Origin of the sequence: Amycolatopsis dendrobii (assembly GCF_014145675.1) — a bacterium.
Classification (GTDB): Bacteria; Actinomycetota; Actinomycetes; order Mycobacteriales; family Pseudonocardiaceae; genus Amycolatopsis; species Amycolatopsis dendrobii.
Genome location: NZ_JACGZW010000005.1, coordinates 1 through 15615 on the forward strand (window position 1 = coordinate 1; position 15615 = coordinate 15615).

Consider the following 15615-nt stretch of genomic DNA (forward strand, 5'->3'; position numbering starts at 1 on the left):
GGGTCCCCGACAGCTTCCGGGTGGTTTCCGGCATCAGACCTGCTTTCAGCGCTCGATGTCCTCAGACAGATGACTTTCGCCCCTGTGCGCCTCCGCCCGGCGGACGCATGCTGAAGCGACTATTCACGACACAGTGTCCCGCGTTTCGCGGTCCGGGGGAGAAGGATGACCCTTCAGGTGGCGCCGTCCGGCCTGCTCAGCGCCGAACAGGTGGCGTCGGTGCTGCTCAGCGCCACCCTCGCGCCGTCGACGCACAACACCCAGCCCTGGCTGTTCAGCAGCGGCCCGACGGGCATCGAGGTGCACGCCGACCCCGACCGCACCCTGCCCGTCGCCGACCCCGACCGGCGCGAACTGCTGCTCTCCTGCGGAGCCGCGCTGTTCAACCTGCGCACCGCGATCCACGCGACCGGCGTCCACCCGGCGACCAGCTACTTCCCCCGCCGCGGCAACCCCGACCTGCTCGCCCTCGTGCGCCCGCGAGCCGCCGCCGCGACCGACCGGAAGCTCGCGTCCCTGGCCGACGCGATCCCGCTGCGGCACACCAACCGCACGCCGTTCACCGCCAAACCCGTTCCCTCCGGGGCGCTGGGCGCCCTGCGGCACGCGGCCGAGGTCGAGCATGCCTGGCTGCCCCGGCTCGACGCGGACCAGCTCGCCGGCCTCAAGGAGCTGATCCGCGAAAGCCACCGGCTGCAGATCGAGGACCCGGCCTTCCGGTCCGAATGGCAGCGCTGGACCGGACGCGGGCGCAACCGGCGCGACGGCGTGCCGTTCGCCGCCGGTGGAGCCGTCACCGCGGACGACACCTGGGTCCTGCGCGACTACGGCGGCGGTTCGCGCGCACTGGGAGCCGCGCCGCTGGTCGTCGTGGTCGGGACGTTCGCCGACCTGGCGATCGACCGGCTCCGCGCCGGACAGGCCATGCAACGGGTGCTGCTCACCGCGACCGCCCGCGGGATCGACGCCTCCTTCATCTCCCAGCCGGTCGAGGTGCCCGCCATCCGCGCCCGGCTCCGGGACCTGCTCGGCGGGGGGCTCTGGCCGCAGATCGTGCTCCGCCTCGGGTACGGAGCCCCCGTTCCGCGAACTCCGCGCCGGGCACTGGAAGACGTCCTCGTCACTCCGTCCCCGCTCAGCGTCTAGGCGCCCGGCCGATGCGGACGGCCTCGCAACTCCGTCGCCAGCACCGCCGCCTGCGTGCGCCGCTCCATGCCGAGCTTCGTCAGCAACCGCGAAACATAGTTTTTCACCGTTTTCTCCGCGAGGAACATCCGCTCGGAGATCTGCCGGTTCGTCAGCCCCTCGCCGATCAGCCCCAGCAGCGTGCGTTCCTGATCGGACAGCTGTGCGAGCGGGCCCCGCTGTTTTTCCGCGCTGTCGCGCAGTTTCGCCATCAGCGCGGCCGCCGCGTGCGCGTCCAGCAGCGACTTGCCCGCGCCGACGTCCCGGACCGCCGAGATCAGGTCGAGGCCCTTGATGTCCTTGATCACGTAGCCGGCGGCGCCGGCCAGCACCGCGTCGAGCATCGCCTGTTCGTCGGTGTAGGAGGTGAGCATCAGGCATTTCAGGTCCGGCGAGACCGACCGCAGCTCGCGGGCCAGTTCGATGCCGTTGCCGTCGGGCAGCCGCACGTCGAGCACCGCGACGTCCGGCCGCAGCGCCGGGATCCGGGCCAGCGCCTGCGAAACGTCGGCCGCTTGGCCGACCACGGCGATCTCCGGGTCCTCCTCCAACAGGTCGGCGACCCCGCGCCGGACCACCTCGTGATCGTCCACCAGGAAAACCCGCAGCATCGGTCCTTCTCCCACGTCGGGCTCGTTCGTGCGTCGAGAGTACGGCGCGCCGCCGCGCTCCGGCGGTGCCGAAAGTCCTCAATCACCGGTCGGCGACCGGGTTTTCACCGGCACGGACCAGCTCAGCCGCGACCCGCCCGCCACAGTCAGCGTCCCGCCGCGGCGGCTCGCCTGCTCCGCCAGCGCGGCAAGGCCGGGCGCGGCGGACACGGCGACGTCGCCCGCGCCCTCGTACCGGACGGTCACCGTCGTCTGCTCCGGTTCCGCCTGGATCTCGACCTCCACCGCTTCGGCCGAGGTGTGCCGGGCGATCAGCTCGAGCGCGTCGGAGAGCAGCGGCACCACGACGTCCGAGTGCACCGGATCGAGTTTCCCGGTCAGCTGCGTGGACACCGCAAGGCCCCATTCCTCTCGCGCCCGCGCCAGCACCCGCAGCACCTGGTCGCGGATCGGCTCCGGAGCGGGCGGCAGGACGTCGTCGAGCCGGAAAACGGTCTGCTGCACGTGGTTGATCACGTCGTCGAGGTCGGCGATCGTCTCGCGCAGCCGGGTCGCGACCACCGCCGATTTGGCGAGCCCGGCCGTGGTCTGCAGCGACAGCGCGGCGGCGTAGAGCCGGTTCAGGATCTCGCTGTGCAGCCGCGCGGCGATCCGGTCGCGTTCGTCGTGCAGCGCGGCGTCCTCGCGTTCGGCCCGCGCCTGCGCCAGTTCGAGCGCCACCGCCGCCTGGTCGGCGAACCAGGCCGCGATCTCCAGGTCGTCGGAGGTGAACGCCGGGCGGCCGGCCAGCCGGGACACGGTCAGCACCCCGGCCACCGTCCCGTTCCCGGCCAGCGGCATCAGCATCACCGAATCGAGATTCAAGGTCAGCACGGACGGCACGGACAGCCGCGACAGCTCGTCCGGCCACGACCCGATCCTCGGCTCGCCGCGGGCGAACACCGTGCCGGCCACAGTGGACTCGGTGAGCAGTTCCCGCCCGGCCAGCTGTTCCGCGCCCGCCCCGATCGCGCGTTCGACGCGAAGGTAGCCCTCCCGCTCCGACGGGCGGGTCACCGAAACCAGGTCCGCGGACGCGAGCGCCCGCGCGTAGTCCACGACGCGGCCCAGCGGATCGCCGAGATCCGCCGACAGCAGTTCCCGGGTCACCGCCGCGGACGCGCGCAGCCATTCCTGCTGGTTCCGCGCGGTCTCGTACAGCCGCGCGTTCTCGATCGCGCTGCCCGCCGCGGCGGCGAGCGAGAGCGCGAGCTGCTCGTCCTCCTCGGTGAACCGGCCGTGTCCGGCGTCGGCGAGGTAGAGGTCGCCGAACACCTCGCCGCGCACCCGGACCGGGACGCCGAGGAAGCTCGTCATCGGCGGATGCCCCTCGGGGAACCCGGTCGACCGAGGATCGTCCTGCAGCCGGTCCAGCCGCACCGGGCGCGGGTCCTCGACGACCGCGCCGAGCAGGCCCTTGCCTTCGGGCAGCCTGCCGATCCGCGCGACCGATTCGGCGTCCATCCCGGTGTGCACGAACTCGGTCAGCCGCCCGTCCGGCCCGATCACGCCCAGCGCCGCGTACCGCGCCCCGACCAGTTCGCACGCCGACTCCACGAGCCGGCGCAGCAGCGCGGGCAGCGCGAGGCTGCCGGTGATGGACTGGGTCGCGCGCAGCAGCCCGCGCAGCCTGCCCTGCGTGCTGATGACCTCCTGAGCGCGTTCCACCAGCTCGCCGAGAAGCTGGTCCAGTTCCATCCTCGGCTGATCGGGGAACGTCAGCCCCTCGTGTTCGGGTGTGTCCCGCTGGTTCACCCCGGCTCCTGCCCGTCCGGGCCCCGCGTCCCGTCCGCGGCGCGCCACTGGGAATTCAGTCTTGCGGCTCGTGCGAGCGGCCGTCAAGCGCGCGAAAAGGGCGCCGCCGCGTTTTTCGGCGTTGCACGGGAAAACGGGCGTGCCGGACGCTCTCGCCGCGGGGGAATCGCGCGGGAAAGCGTCTCCTCCGGACCCGGTCCGTCCGTCGCTTTTCCCTTGGCTTCCCACGGAAGCGGGCGATCAGGCGGTGAGCCGCAAGGCGGAACGGAGTGAGCGGCCCGCCCGCGCGGGACGCGGCGAAGATCAGCGGAATGGTTCTTCCGGAGGAAATATCGATCATCGGAAGGGCCCCGGCGGAATTGCCGGTTGCTCCATTCGGGCATTCCCCGGAATCCCGCGTTTTGTTGCCATTTCGCCAGATATCCGCGGGAAGGGTCAGCGCCGTGCCTCCGGGCGCACCACCAGGACCGGGCACGCGGAGTGGTGGATCAGCGCCTGGCTGGTCGACCCCAGCAGCATCCCGGCGAACCCGCCCCGGCCGCGGGTGCCGACGACCATCAGCTGCGCCCGCTCCGACTCGTCGAGCAGCACCTGCCGCGGCCGGTCGCGCACGAGCTTTCGGCGCACCTCGACGTCGGGGTACTTCTCCTGCCAGCCGTCGAGCCGCTGCGCGAGCAGCCGTTCCTCGACCGGCTGGCGCTGCGTTTCCCGCTCCGGCACCGGGCGCGCGGTGCGCTCGATCGCGTCGCACACGACGTCCGCCCAGGCGTGCACCGCGACGAGCGGGACCTGCCGGAAGCTGGCCTCCTCGAACGCCGCCGCGATCGCCGCCTCGCTGTTCGGGCTGGTGTCGACGCCGACCGCCACCGGCCCGTCGAGCGGGACCGGCCCGTCGCCGCCGCGTCCGCGGACCACCACGACCGGGCAGCCCGCGTTGCTCACGACCGCCGCGACCGCCGCCCCCGCCAGCATGCCGGCGAACCCGTCGGTCCCGGTGCGGCCGAGCACGACCATCCGGGCGTCGCGGGACCGGTCGATCAGCAGGTCGGGCGCGGAGTCGGAGTACACCTCGCCCCGGACCGGGGACGCGTCGCCGAACGGAGCCGCCAGGTCCTCCCCGAGCGGGGCGCGCCGTCCGCCGTCGGCGGGCGCGTCCTCGAACAGCGGCCCCGGCCCGGCGAATCCGGCGGGCACCGCGGTCTGCAGGCAGTGCACGAGCTCCAGTTCGAGATCGCGGCCCGCAGCGAGCCGGGCGGCCCACCGGACCGCTTCGGCGGCGCCGTCCCATCCGCCGATCCCGACGAGCACCGTGCGGTTCCGGCCGGTCATCTGCCCGGCCCCTCGCCCGCCGGGTCCGCCGCGACCACGCCGGGCACCGCGAGCGCCAGCAGCGTCGCGACGTCGCGGTCGGCTTCCTCGTCGTACCGGTCGGTGATGCGCACGATCCCTTCGTGCACCTCGACTTTCCAGCGTCCGGTCCCGCCGTAGACCTCGAGCCGGTGCCGCACGTCCGCGGCGATCGCGGTGTCGGCGCGGGCGAGCACGCGGACCACGTCGCCGCGCGTCACGATGCCGACCACCCGGCGGCCCTGGACGACGATCGGCATCGCCTGGCTCTTCGAGTCCACCAGCTCGCGGCACACGTCGGCGAGGTCGGCTCCGGGCGGCATCCCGGCGGCGGGCGAGGTCATCACCGCACCGACAGTCGTCTCGATCGCGCCGGGGCGACACGGCCGCCGGTCCCGGCCCCGCGCGGGAGTCCGGCCGCGCCCGAGCTCGGCCTCGGTGACGATGCCGACCAGCCGGCCCTCGTCGTCGACCACCGGCAGCGCGGGGAAGCCGCGTTCGGCGAGGATCCCGGCAGCCTCGTCGGCGGAGGTCCACGGACGCACCGTCTCCGCAGGCGAGGACATCAGATCGCGTGCGCGCATCAGACCCGTCCTTCCCTGGCACTGGCTCGAAAATAGGCGACGGGAAACGGCAGGCACGCCGGTCCGGAGTCACCGGCGCGAAGGACCAACGTCCTCAGTGCCGCGGCGCGAGCGGTTCCCGCGGCGGCGCGCTCGTCCGTTCGGCGCAGGGGCCTTGCGCTGCGCCTCGGTGAGGACGAGCGCGTCCGGGCCGGGGAAGATCGTCGAGACGTAGCCGCCGAGGAACCAGCGGACGGTGAACGGCGGGCCGCCGTCCGGGGTCCCGACCGCGACGATGCGGCCGTACCGGTCCGGGGCCTCCGCCCGGCCGCTCTTCACGACCAGCCAGTCGCCGGGTTGTGCGCACATCGCTCCTCCTCGGTCCGATCGCCGGCGCGGGAAAGTTCCACCGCGGCAACGCTTCGCGCGGTCAGGGCACTCGCCGCGGGCTTCCTCACCGGAACGCCCCGCGCACGACCGCCACCGGGCACGCCGCGTGCGCGAGCAGCCGGTTCCCGGTCGACCCGAGCAGCTCGCCCGAGACCGGCTCCTGTCCGCGAGTGCCGATCACGACCAGCTGCGCCCCTTCGACCGCCATCAGCGCCCGCCCGGCGGAACGCTCCCGCACCGCCCGGACCCGCACCGGGACCTCCGGGTACTTGTCCGCCCAGGCGGCGATGCACTCGCGCAGCGCACGGTCCTCCTCCTCGGCCCGCTCCGGCCGGTCGGACCGCCAGGCGCGCACCGCGATCAGCGGCACCCGCCGGTTCGCCGCGGCCGCGAAGGCGAATTCCCCGGCGCGCTCGTCCCCCGCCACCCCGACCACGACCGCCCCGCCCGCCGCCGCGCGCCCGCGCACGACGACCACCGGGCAGTGCGCCCCCGCCGCCACCCGCAAGGCGACCGATCCGATCGCCGCCCCGCGCAGCCCGCCGAGCCCGTGCGAACCCAGCACCACCAGCGACACCGACCGCGACCGCTCGACGAGGAGCTCGACCGCGAGCCCCGCCCGCACGACCGGCAGGGTCGCCACCCCTGGCGCGGCCTCCTCGGCGACCTGCGCCGCCCGGCTCAGCCACCGATGCGCGCGAGCGAACCGTTCCCGCGCCCGCCGGTCCGCGGTCCCGGCCTGGAACAGCTGCAGCCGGCAGCCGCGGTGCAGCGCTTCGGCGGCCGCCCAGCGGACCGCCGCCAGCGAGGCCTCCGACTCGTCGACCCCGACGAGCACCGCGCGGTCAGGCTTCTTCCCGGGCACCCCGCCTCCCCTTCCCGCCGCCGGTTCCGGCAGCCGGGTCCACCGTGGCCTGCCCGCGGCTACTCCGTCAGGGCCCGAAGTCCTCTCCCGGAGGGACGAAAGCGCCTCCCCCGGCCTCTCCCGCCCCTCCGCCTCTCCTCCCGCGGGTGCGCGGCCGAGGCGGCGGGGCTTCCGGGCCGGGAACGGGAAGCGGCCACCATCCGAAAAGGACAGCGGCCGCTCTTCCCGTCGCGCGACGGGGAATCGGGGGTCACCCGAGCACTCTGCCCGCGGCCGGTTCGTCGGCCAGGACGATCCGGGCGTCCACTCCCACCCGCAAATGCTCTTGCACCGCCACCACGCCGTCCACCCGGCCGACGAGGGCCAGCATCACCGGGATCACCGGGACCATGCTGTCCCGCTCGACCGTCCCGGTCAGCGACACGACGCCGTCGCGCACCGCGATGTCCAGCGATGCCGGGTCGAGGCACAGTTCTCGGTCGAGGACCTCGTCGCGCACCTCGTCGCGGATCTCGCTGTCCGGACGCAGGAACACGCGCCCGAGGTCGCCGTACGAGACGATGCCCGCCAACGCGCCGTCGGCGCCCAGCACGGGAAGGCGGCGCACCCGGCCCGCGTCCATCAGCCGGACCGCGCGCACGACGTCGTCGTCCACGCCGACGGTCACCGGCGGCGTGCTCATCGCCTCGCCCACTTTCCCGGTCTTGTGCCGTCTCCCGAAGCAGCGGCCGGAGCGCCGCCGCGACAGGTCGCCGCGCGTGACGAAGCCGAGGACCCTGCCGTCCTCGCCGACGACCGGCGCGCCGCTCACCTCCCGCCGCTCCAGCACGGCGACGGCGGCTTCGGCCGACATCCCCGGTTCGACCGTCGCGACGTCGGCGGTCATCACCGCGCGGACCTGCCGGCTTCTCTTCATCTCGGGCTCCTCACAGCAAGGGACCGGGGCGAGCGGCGCCCACGTCCGGCAGCGGCCCGCGTTCTTCGGCCGAACGGGCCGGGACGATCACCACCGGGCAGCGCGCCTGCCGCAGGCAGTACTCCGAAACCGAGCCGACGAGCATCCGCAGCACCCGGCTGTGCCCGTGGCTGCCCAGCACCAGCATCGCCGCGTCCGCCGACGCGCGGACCAGCGCCGGGCCGGGCGCTCCGGCCACGGCGCCGGTCCGCACCCGGGCCGGATCCGCGCCGGGACATGCCCTGGCGACCGAGCCGTCCAGCTCGTGCCGGTACCGGGACGCGATCTCCTCGTACGAACGGGCGAGCGCCGACTCGAGATCCGCGAGCGGGTCGAACGTCCAGGCGCGCAGCACCGCCACGCTCCGGCCGCTCGCCGCCGCCTCGGCCAGCGCCCAGCGGACTGCCGCCTCGCTGCCCGCCGAGCCGTCGGCGCCCACGACGATTTCCCGTTCGCCGGTCGTGCTCATGGCCGCCTCCTCGCCTCCGCCCGAACGTCCGCGGTGGATCGCCGAAGGTCCTACTCGACCTCGATCTTGATCTGTTTCTCGTGCGGCTGCCCGGCCAGCGGCATCGAGATCTCGAGGATGCCGTCGACGTAGCGCGCGGTCACCTCGCCCGTCACCGCCCCGGCGGGCAGATGGACCGTGCGGCTGAACTTGCCGTAGGAGAATTCGCTGCGGCCGTCGACGTGCCTGCGCTCCGCACGGTCGGCCTCGACGGTCAGCAGGCCGTCGTGCGTGGTCACGGAGATGTGCTTCTCCGGGTCGAAACCCGGCAGTTCGGCGCGGACGGTGTAGGTCCCGCCTTCGGTGGACTCCTCGATGCGCACCGGGTTGTGGTCGCCGAACGGCCACGGCCGGTCGAGCCAGGCGGCGATGTTCGGCAGCGCCATCCGGGAACCGGGCAACAGTGACGTCATTGCGCACTCCTTTCTCGGGAACGGTGTCGCCCTTTCAGGAAACCGCGCCCGCCGGCAGTCGCGACGCTGCCGGACTGCCCGAAGCCGAAGGCCGAAAGTCACCGAACGGGCGGACCGCGAACCGGGACCCCACCGTCCACAGAGGACTTTTCAGCGGGCGACCGCGACCGGGCACGCCGCGTGCGCGAGCAGCCAATACCCCGTCGAGCCGAGCAAACCGCCCGCCAGCGGACCCCGCGCCCGAGCCCCCGCGACGATCAGCTGCGCCCCGGCGGAGATCCCGGACAGCGCCCGCGCCGCCGAGCGCACCCGCACGACATGCATGCGCACCGGCACGACCGGATGCTTGCGAGACCACGCGGCCACCTGCTCGCGCAGCCCGCTTTCCCGGCCGGGGCGGCCGTCGTGCCACGCGTGGACCGCCTCGATTCCGGCTCCGCGCGAAACCGCGGCGTCGAAGGCGAAAGCGAGTGCGCGTTCGCCGCCGTCGGAGTCGTCGAGGCCGACCACCACCGGTCCGTCCACGGCCGCGCTGCCGCGGATCACCACCACCGGACAGCGCGCGGACGCCGCCGCGCGCAATGCCACCGATCCGATGGCTCCGCCGCGCGCTCCGCCGAGCCCGTGCGCGCCGAGCACGAGCAGCCCGGCTTCGTCGGACAGCGCGGCCAGCAATTCGGCCGCCGTCCCGAGCCGGACGCACATCCGCACCGGAACCGCGGGCGCGGCCTGGCGGGAGGTTTCCGCCGCCTGCCGCAGCAGCCGACGCGCGGGCTCCATCAGCAGTTCGGCGTCGCCGGGCGGCTTGCCGTGCGGCAGCAGGTCCGGGTCGTCGCACAATTCGGCGTGGAACACCACGAGACCGGTGCCGCGCCGCCCGGCCTCGACCGCAGCCCAGCGAACCGCCGCGAGCGCCGCCGTCGACCCGTCGACGCCGACCACCACCGGCCGGCTCACCGCCATGGCTCCCGGTTCTCCCTCTCCCGTCCTCGCCGGCAGATCGCGGCACCGTGCGTGCCGCGTCCGGCGGGCGGCCGGCGGGCAGCCCCTGGCGACGGGGCCCTCCGCTCCTCCTCCATCACATGCCTCCTCCGTCCGGTTCCTCTTCGTCTCGCGGCCGACGCTAGGCCGCCGCGCGCCGGAGACACTGCGGGAGGACGTCCGCGGCGCAGGAGACTTTGGTCCCGGCCCGGAAGGCGCTGCGGCCCTTCGCACGGGTTCAGCGCGCAGGCGGCGGCTCCGGGTGCTGGCACGGCCTGCGCCGAACAGGCGAGAGTTCAGCGAAAGCGCTTGTCCCGGAAGGGAATTCCTCCCCTTCGCTCCGCCGCTCGACCGGCAGGCGAAGACCCCGCGCGACGGCCCGGCCTGCGCCGAACAGCGGAGGCCGGAACGGGATTTCGCTTGGCACAGCAGCCTTTCCCGGCTGTTGTGGCTTCCCCGGCGGCGGCCAATGCGCTGCGCCCTCGCCAGCGGACGCCTTCCCGGCACCGCGGAACCCGCTCCCCGGTTCCCCGCCCAGCCAGCGGCCGACGGGCACGACCCAGCCCGCGCGCACGTTCGTGAGGGGAACCCTGAGGGACGTCAGCGAAAGGAAGAAAGCCGCGCGGTCCGGTCGGCGGCCGACCTGCCGCGCCGCTCGGCGTCCCGGCGAAAATTGCGCCGTCCCCCCGGAAACGTTCCGCCTTCCGGACGCCTCCGGCGGCCCGGCTATTCCACCGGACGGCCGGATTTCGCGCTCCGCCAATCAGCCGCCACCGTTTCGCGGAGGATGCGCTGCGCGGTCATCCGGGTCGCCTGCAGCGACGAATGCGCTTCCCGCGAATTGAACACGCGCCGCGGCGCAGCCACGCTCAACGCGGCCACCGCCGTGCCGGTCACGTTGAACACCGGGACCGCCGCGGCGAGCAGCGCACCGGGAACGCGCGGGTTGAACGACACCTCGCGCTGCCGGATCTCGCGCAGTTCCGCGCTCAGCCACGCCGGGAGGCCGCCGCCGTTCTCGTTCTCCCCGCGGTAGCCCGCGAACACCGCGAAGCGCGCGGCGAGACCCGGGTCGAACGCCATCAGCACCCGTCCCGCCGCGCTTCCGGCCAGTTGCGAATCGTTTTCTATCCGCTCGGCAAGCGAGCAGTAACCGCTGCTGTAGATCAAATGCACGAAATCAACGACATTCCCGCTGGCCACGCCGAGGCCGACCATGTAACCGGTCCGCCAGTGGATGTCGATCAAAGACGGGAGAATACCTCTTCGCAGCCGCTGCAGTTCCTGCGTCGAACCCGGTCTGGCGAGGCGGCACACAGCTTCCCCGTGCCGGTAATGGTATCCCGCCCGCACGACCATTCCGTATCCCTGCATCTCGGCGAGAAGCCGGTGCACGGTGCTTTTCGGCAGCCGGGTCGACCGCGAAATCTCGCTCAGCGTTTCGATCCCGCCCGAATCGCGAATAGCGCTCAGGATCGAAAGCGCCCGGGGAATCGGCCTGCTCGGCACCACGCTCGTGCAAGCCCACCGCCCGTTGTCGTCGCTCGTAGTCACGACCGAAACCTCCACCGAATCCGCACAATCCCTCTCGTGCACGCGCCGGCGGGACCCTCGTCCCCGCGTGCTCCGGCGAGGCCGCGCGACCGCTGCCCTGTGCGGCCCCGGACCCTCCGCCGCTCGCGGGCGGCACCGCGCATCGCCGCCGCCCGATTCGTTCGCCACCCGCGTCTTTCGTGATGCAGTCCTGCTCTCGCGCCTTCATGCTTGCCCAGCGCCGCGTCCGGCACAACTGGACGCACCCGTTCACGGAAAGAATCGCCCCAGTGGCGCAGCGCGGTAGCCCGCCCGCCTCGTCGTGCGATGCGTCCGTCCCCGGAAACGGTCGCGGCCGGTCACTCTGCGTCGCCGTCGCGCGGATCCGCGCCGTCGTGGTCGCAGGCCGTGACAATTGCTTCCCACCGCTTTTCGTCCGTCGAAGAACCTGAGCGAAAGATCGCGCGAAAATCCGGCGAATAATCGACCCGGCCCGAGAATATTCCCGGCGATCCCGCGTTTCCGCCGGAGCGCGTCGGCGGACTCCGGGCAGCGCCGCCGTCGCCGCGGCCCCGGCAGCCCCGCGGTCGGCGGGCGGCGCCGGTTCCGAAGCGACGATCGACCGGGCCGGCCACGACGACGGGGTTGGTGCCGTCCGTGCCGACCGCGGGAGAACCAGCCGACGCCCTTTCCGGCGACCGCCGCTCCTCCGCCGAAAGACGATACCAGCACTCAGTAGACGGCGAGCGACCAAACATGGACGCAGAGCAATGTTCCAGGCCGCGGAACAAGGTCTTGACATTCCGGCGGGAACCCGCACGACGGCGTCAGCGAACTGGGGCGCCCGGCGTGATCGCGGTGCCGCGCCAAGCGATCAGGATCCGGCGAAGCACCGATCACGCGGCAGTCGCGCGGGCGGTCAGCCGCGCGCACACCCGCAAGATCGTGCGCCGGTCGACCACATGCCACGGCTGGCCGGCGGCGAGCCGCCGAAGCTCCGCGTCCGGTTCGAAGGCCACAGCCTTGCCCACGCACGCGAAGATCTCCGCGTCCGAAGCGGAATTCCCGATCGCGAGCGAGTTCTCCGCGTCGAATCCGACCGCGTCGGCCAGGCAGCGCACGAACGCGAGTTTGCCCCCGGCCGCGCCGGGAGCGGACAGCAGACGTCCGGTGAACCGGCCGTCGGCCACCTCCACGACGGCGCCGTGCCCGCCGGACAGGCCGAGGTCGATCGCCGCCTCCTGCACCGGGAAATCGTGGTTGCCCGACAGCAGATGGATCCGGTATCCGCTCGCCCGCAGCAGCGAAAGCAGTTCCGGGACAAAGGAAAACAGTGTGCCCCGGCTCGCCCGCCAGGTTTTCTCCGCCGCGAACCGGGCCTGCGCGACCGACGCGCCTTTCATCGCGAGCGCGTACAGCCGGTAGATCTCGTCCAGCAGCCCCGACGGCGCTTTTTCCGCGGCCGCGAACTGTGCGATCGCGTCCAGGCAGGACAACCCCGCTTGCCGGTCGCAGGTGCCGTCGTCGACGAGCACCTGCAGATAATGCCGCGAAGTGTGCCCGGGCAGCAGGGTCCCGTCCAAGTCCAGAATGGCGTATTTCGCCGCAGGGTTCATGACGCACCGATTCTTCGCAGCCACGAAAACAGCCCTTCCGTGCGCGCTTTCACCGATTATCCGGGCTGACGGTACAGCGGCGCGCGTCCGGGCAGAGCGGCTTGTTCCATGTCCCGGGACACCACTGTCCCGGCCCCGCGACGAGGGAAAAGCCCGCGTCAGCCGATCAACCGGCGGGCGATCCCGGCGCGGGTGGTCAGGTCGAGTTTGGCCAGCACCCGAGCCACGTGCGCGTCCACTGTCCGCGGGCTCAGGAACAACTCGGCCGCGATTTCCTTTGTCGTCAGCCCGCGCACTACCATTTCCGCCACCTGCCGTTCGCGACGAGAAAGCGCTCGCCCGCCCGGCGGCGACTCCGGTTTTCGCCGCCCGGCCAATCTCCGCTGCGCCTTCGTCGTCTCCCGCAGCAACGCACTCGCCCCCGCGCTCTGGAACACCTCCCGCGCCTCGCCGATCCGCTGGGTCGCGGCGTCGAAGTTTCCCTGTCTTCCCAGCACTTCCGCGACCAGCAGCACCGCGCGGCCTCGATGCAGCACCATCGCCGCCCGGCCGAACGCGACGGCCGCCGCGGAAGCGTCCGCCAACGCCGCGGCGAGGTCGTCGCCGGTCGCTGACACCGTCGCGCGCGCCAGCAACGCGATGCCGAGGTCGCTCTTCAACCCAGTGGCCGCGGCCCGTTCCATCGCGTCAGCCGCCCACCGGCGCGCCTGCGCGGCCGCTCCCTCGGACAGAGCGACGCGGCAGTCCTGCGCCAACCTGGCGACCAGCAACGGATTCGCCGTCCGCTCCACCGGCTGCTCGACCGCGCCGGGAAACATGCCGAGTTCGAGACCGGCCTCGGCGAGGATGTGCTCCACCGTCCGCCGCCACCATTCGACGGTCGGCCGCGGCATCTTGTCCACCGTGCGCCATTGTTGTTCGGCCGCCGACCGGTCTCCGGTCGCGAGCAGCACCCGCAGCCGGATCGCGGCGGCCATCGGCACGACGTCGTGGTGGCCGAAGCGGGTCGCCGCGGTTTCCGCTTCAGCGGCGGCCTCCGCGGCCTCGGCGAGCCGCCCCAGCTTCCACAGCACGTAACCCCGCGCCGAGTACAGGAACGGCAACCCCTGCCGCAGCCCGGGCGCGCTGAGGTGCACCGCCCGGTCCAGCAAGGCGAGCGCGCGCCGGTCGTCGTCGAGGAAGCACGACGCCCAGCACAGCGCGGGAACGGTGTAGAGGACCGAACGCAGTTCGCTGTCGTCGAGCAGGTCGAATCCGTCGGCGGCGGCCTGCTGGGCGTGCCGGGCCTCGCCGGTCCGCCCGGCGCAGGCCAGCCCGATGGCGGCGAGCGCGGCGATCGCGGACTGCACCGCGGGCCCGGCGCTCGGGTCGGCCGCGATCCGGCGGAGCCGCTCCTGCGCTCCGGCAGTGTCGCCGTCCAGCAATTCCAGGTGTGCCAGTTCAAGGTGTGCCCGCGCGTCCGCCTTGCCCGACGCGGCGATCGCGGCCTCGGCGATCGACCGCGCGCGCCGGGTGCGGCCGAGGGTGTGCTCGCACCGGGAAAGCAACGCCAGCACCCGGGGCGATTCCGGCAAGGCCACCAGCAACGCCCGGGCGCCGGCCGGTTGCCCGGACGCCAGCAGCGCTTCGGCCCGCAGCACGGACAGGCGGCAGTGCTCGTGCCCGCCGCGCATCCGTTCCGGCAGGTTCGCCACTGCCGCGCCGAGCCACCGGGCGCACGCCGCGGGATCGGTGCCGAGCACTTCCTCCCCCGCCGACGCCAGCTCCCCGACCGCGACCAGATCGTGGCGGTACAAAGACTTCTCGAGGTGATAAGCGCGCAAGGTGAGCGGCGCGTCCAGTTCGCGCAGGTAAGCCGCCGCCCGGTGGTGCGCGCCCGCCGCCCAGCCACGCCCGGCGAGCCGCGCGGCGGCGGCGCGGACCAGCGGGTGCCGGAATCGCAGCCCCGCGGCCCCGCCCGCCAGCACGCCCCGGCACAGCAGCCGTTCGATCGCGAGGCCGACCGTCGCCCGGGGCAGCACGGTCATCGCCTGGACGAGATCCGCGTCGAGGGTCGCGCCGCCGCACGCCGCGGCCTGGACGACCAGCCGCTCGGGCTCCGGCAGCGCCGACACTTCGGCGAACAGCACGCGTTCCGCCGGCAGCAGCGGCCGGTCTTCGGCCGCCGGGCCGCCGTCGTGGCCGGGCCACTCGTGCGGCGGCAAATCGGCCAGCAGCAACAGGTACAGCGGGATGCGCTCGGCCGCGGCGGCGATCCGCGACCGCTCGGCGTCGTCGTGCCCCGGCAACAGCCGGGCGACCTCGTCGTCGGTGAACGCGGGCAGCGTCACGTAGCGGGCCGGGACCCGCTCGGAATGCAGCAGCCGGGTCAGCGCGGGCTGCCGCTGCCCGTCGCGGACCGACATCACCAGCCGCCGGTCGTTCCCCGGTCGCGCGACCAGCGCCATCAACAGCCGCAGGGACGCTTCGTCGGCCCATTGCGCGTCGTCCACGACCACCAGCGATTCCGGGCCGAGCGCGTGCGCCAGCCGGCGGGAGAACTCCGGCGCGCCGCCGGGCACCGCGCACACCGGATCCGGCGCCCGCCGGGCGACTTCGGCCAGCAGCCGCGTTTTCCCGATCCCCGGCCGTCCTTCCACCACGGTCACCGCCGCCGCGCGGTCCAGGCACGCGGCCAGTTCCGCCGCCCTGCCGACGAACTCCTTCTCGGCCATGCTTCTCCCCCTTCGCCCGACCAGCGAATTGCAGTAATTCTACGGATGCTGGCACCCGATATCTTCCGGTTTATTAAGAGCCCGGGACATCCCCGGTAAATCAGCCGGGCAAGCGGGAACAGGTTAGTGCCCGCGCCCCG

The 15615-nt window shown here is 73.2% G+C and carries 14 protein-coding genes; 1 reads left to right on the forward strand and 13 read right to left on the reverse strand.

Features of this window, described 5'->3' with window-relative positions; all coding sequences use genetic code 11:
• The first annotated feature begins 165 nt into the window (after positions 1 to 165).
• Positions 166 to 1146 carry an Acg family FMN-binding oxidoreductase gene (locus H4281_RS15210; protein ID WP_182891568.1) on the forward strand — a complete coding sequence of 327 codons (981 nt, stop codon included), beginning with the start codon at positions 166 to 168 and terminating at the stop codon, positions 1144 to 1146.
• Here the strand turns inward: H4281_RS15210 and H4281_RS15215 are convergent.
• From H4281_RS15215 to H4281_RS15275, 13 genes are all read right to left on the reverse strand, one after another.
• A complete protein-coding gene (locus H4281_RS15215; protein ID WP_182892097.1) occupies positions 1143 to 1796 on the reverse strand; it encodes a response regulator in 654 nt (217 codons plus the stop codon). The genes H4281_RS15210 and H4281_RS15215 overlap by 4 nt on opposite strands.
• 78 nt (positions 1797 to 1874) lie before the next feature.
• Complete coding sequence (locus H4281_RS15220) at positions 1875 to 3590, reverse strand: sensor histidine kinase (RefSeq protein ID WP_182891569.1); 1716 nt, start codon at positions 3588 to 3590, stop codon at positions 1875 to 1877.
• Positions 3591 to 4025: 435 nt separating this feature from the next.
• Positions 4026 to 4919 carry a universal stress protein gene (locus H4281_RS15225; RefSeq protein ID WP_182891570.1) on the reverse strand — a complete coding sequence of 298 codons (894 nt, stop codon included), beginning with the start codon at positions 4917 to 4919 and terminating at the stop codon, positions 4026 to 4028.
• Positions 4916 to 5521 (reverse strand): CBS domain-containing protein, encoded by a 606-nt coding sequence (locus tag H4281_RS15230; protein WP_182891571.1) that lies wholly within the window; start codon positions 5519 to 5521, stop codon positions 4916 to 4918. Before H4281_RS15230 ends, H4281_RS15225 begins: the two co-directional genes overlap by 4 nt.
• A gap of 69 nt (positions 5522 to 5590) precedes the next feature.
• Positions 5591 to 5869 (reverse strand): DUF1918 domain-containing protein, encoded by a 279-nt coding sequence (locus H4281_RS15235; RefSeq protein ID WP_182891572.1) that lies wholly within the window; start codon positions 5867 to 5869, stop codon positions 5591 to 5593.
• A gap of 85 nt (positions 5870 to 5954) precedes the next feature.
• Positions 5955 to 6755 (reverse strand): universal stress protein, encoded by an 801-nt coding sequence (locus H4281_RS15240; RefSeq protein WP_182891573.1) that lies wholly within the window; start codon positions 6753 to 6755, stop codon positions 5955 to 5957.
• Positions 6756 to 7005: 250 nt separating this feature from the next.
• Positions 7006 to 7671, reverse strand: coding sequence for a CBS domain-containing protein (locus tag H4281_RS15245; RefSeq protein WP_182891574.1), 666 nt, complete (start codon positions 7669 to 7671; stop codon positions 7006 to 7008).
• A gap of 10 nt (positions 7672 to 7681) precedes the next feature.
• On the reverse strand, positions 7682 to 8179 hold the full coding sequence (locus H4281_RS15250) for a universal stress protein (protein ID WP_182891575.1): 498 nt from the start codon (positions 8177 to 8179) through the stop codon (positions 7682 to 7684).
• 50 nt (positions 8180 to 8229) lie between these two features.
• Positions 8230 to 8631 carry an Hsp20/alpha crystallin family protein gene (locus H4281_RS15255; protein WP_182891576.1) on the reverse strand — a complete coding sequence of 134 codons (402 nt, stop codon included), beginning with the start codon at positions 8629 to 8631 and terminating at the stop codon, positions 8230 to 8232.
• Positions 8632 to 8781: 150 nt separating this feature from the next.
• On the reverse strand, positions 8782 to 9594 hold the full coding sequence (locus H4281_RS15260; protein WP_182891577.1) for a universal stress protein: 813 nt from the start codon (positions 9592 to 9594) through the stop codon (positions 8782 to 8784).
• A 744-nt stretch (positions 9595 to 10338) separates the two neighbouring features.
• Positions 10339 to 11166 carry an IclR family transcriptional regulator gene (locus H4281_RS46570; protein WP_182891578.1) on the reverse strand — a complete coding sequence of 276 codons (828 nt, stop codon included), beginning with the start codon at positions 11164 to 11166 and terminating at the stop codon, positions 10339 to 10341.
• An 875-nt stretch (positions 11167 to 12041) separates the two neighbouring features.
• On the reverse strand, positions 12042 to 12761 hold the full coding sequence (locus H4281_RS15270) for an HAD family hydrolase (RefSeq protein ID WP_182891579.1): 720 nt from the start codon (positions 12759 to 12761) through the stop codon (positions 12042 to 12044).
• Positions 12762 to 12919: 158 nt separating this feature from the next.
• Complete coding sequence (locus H4281_RS15275; protein ID WP_182891580.1) at positions 12920 to 15475, reverse strand: helix-turn-helix transcriptional regulator; 2556 nt, start codon at positions 15473 to 15475, stop codon at positions 12920 to 12922.
• Positions 15476 to 15615 lie beyond the last annotated feature (140 nt).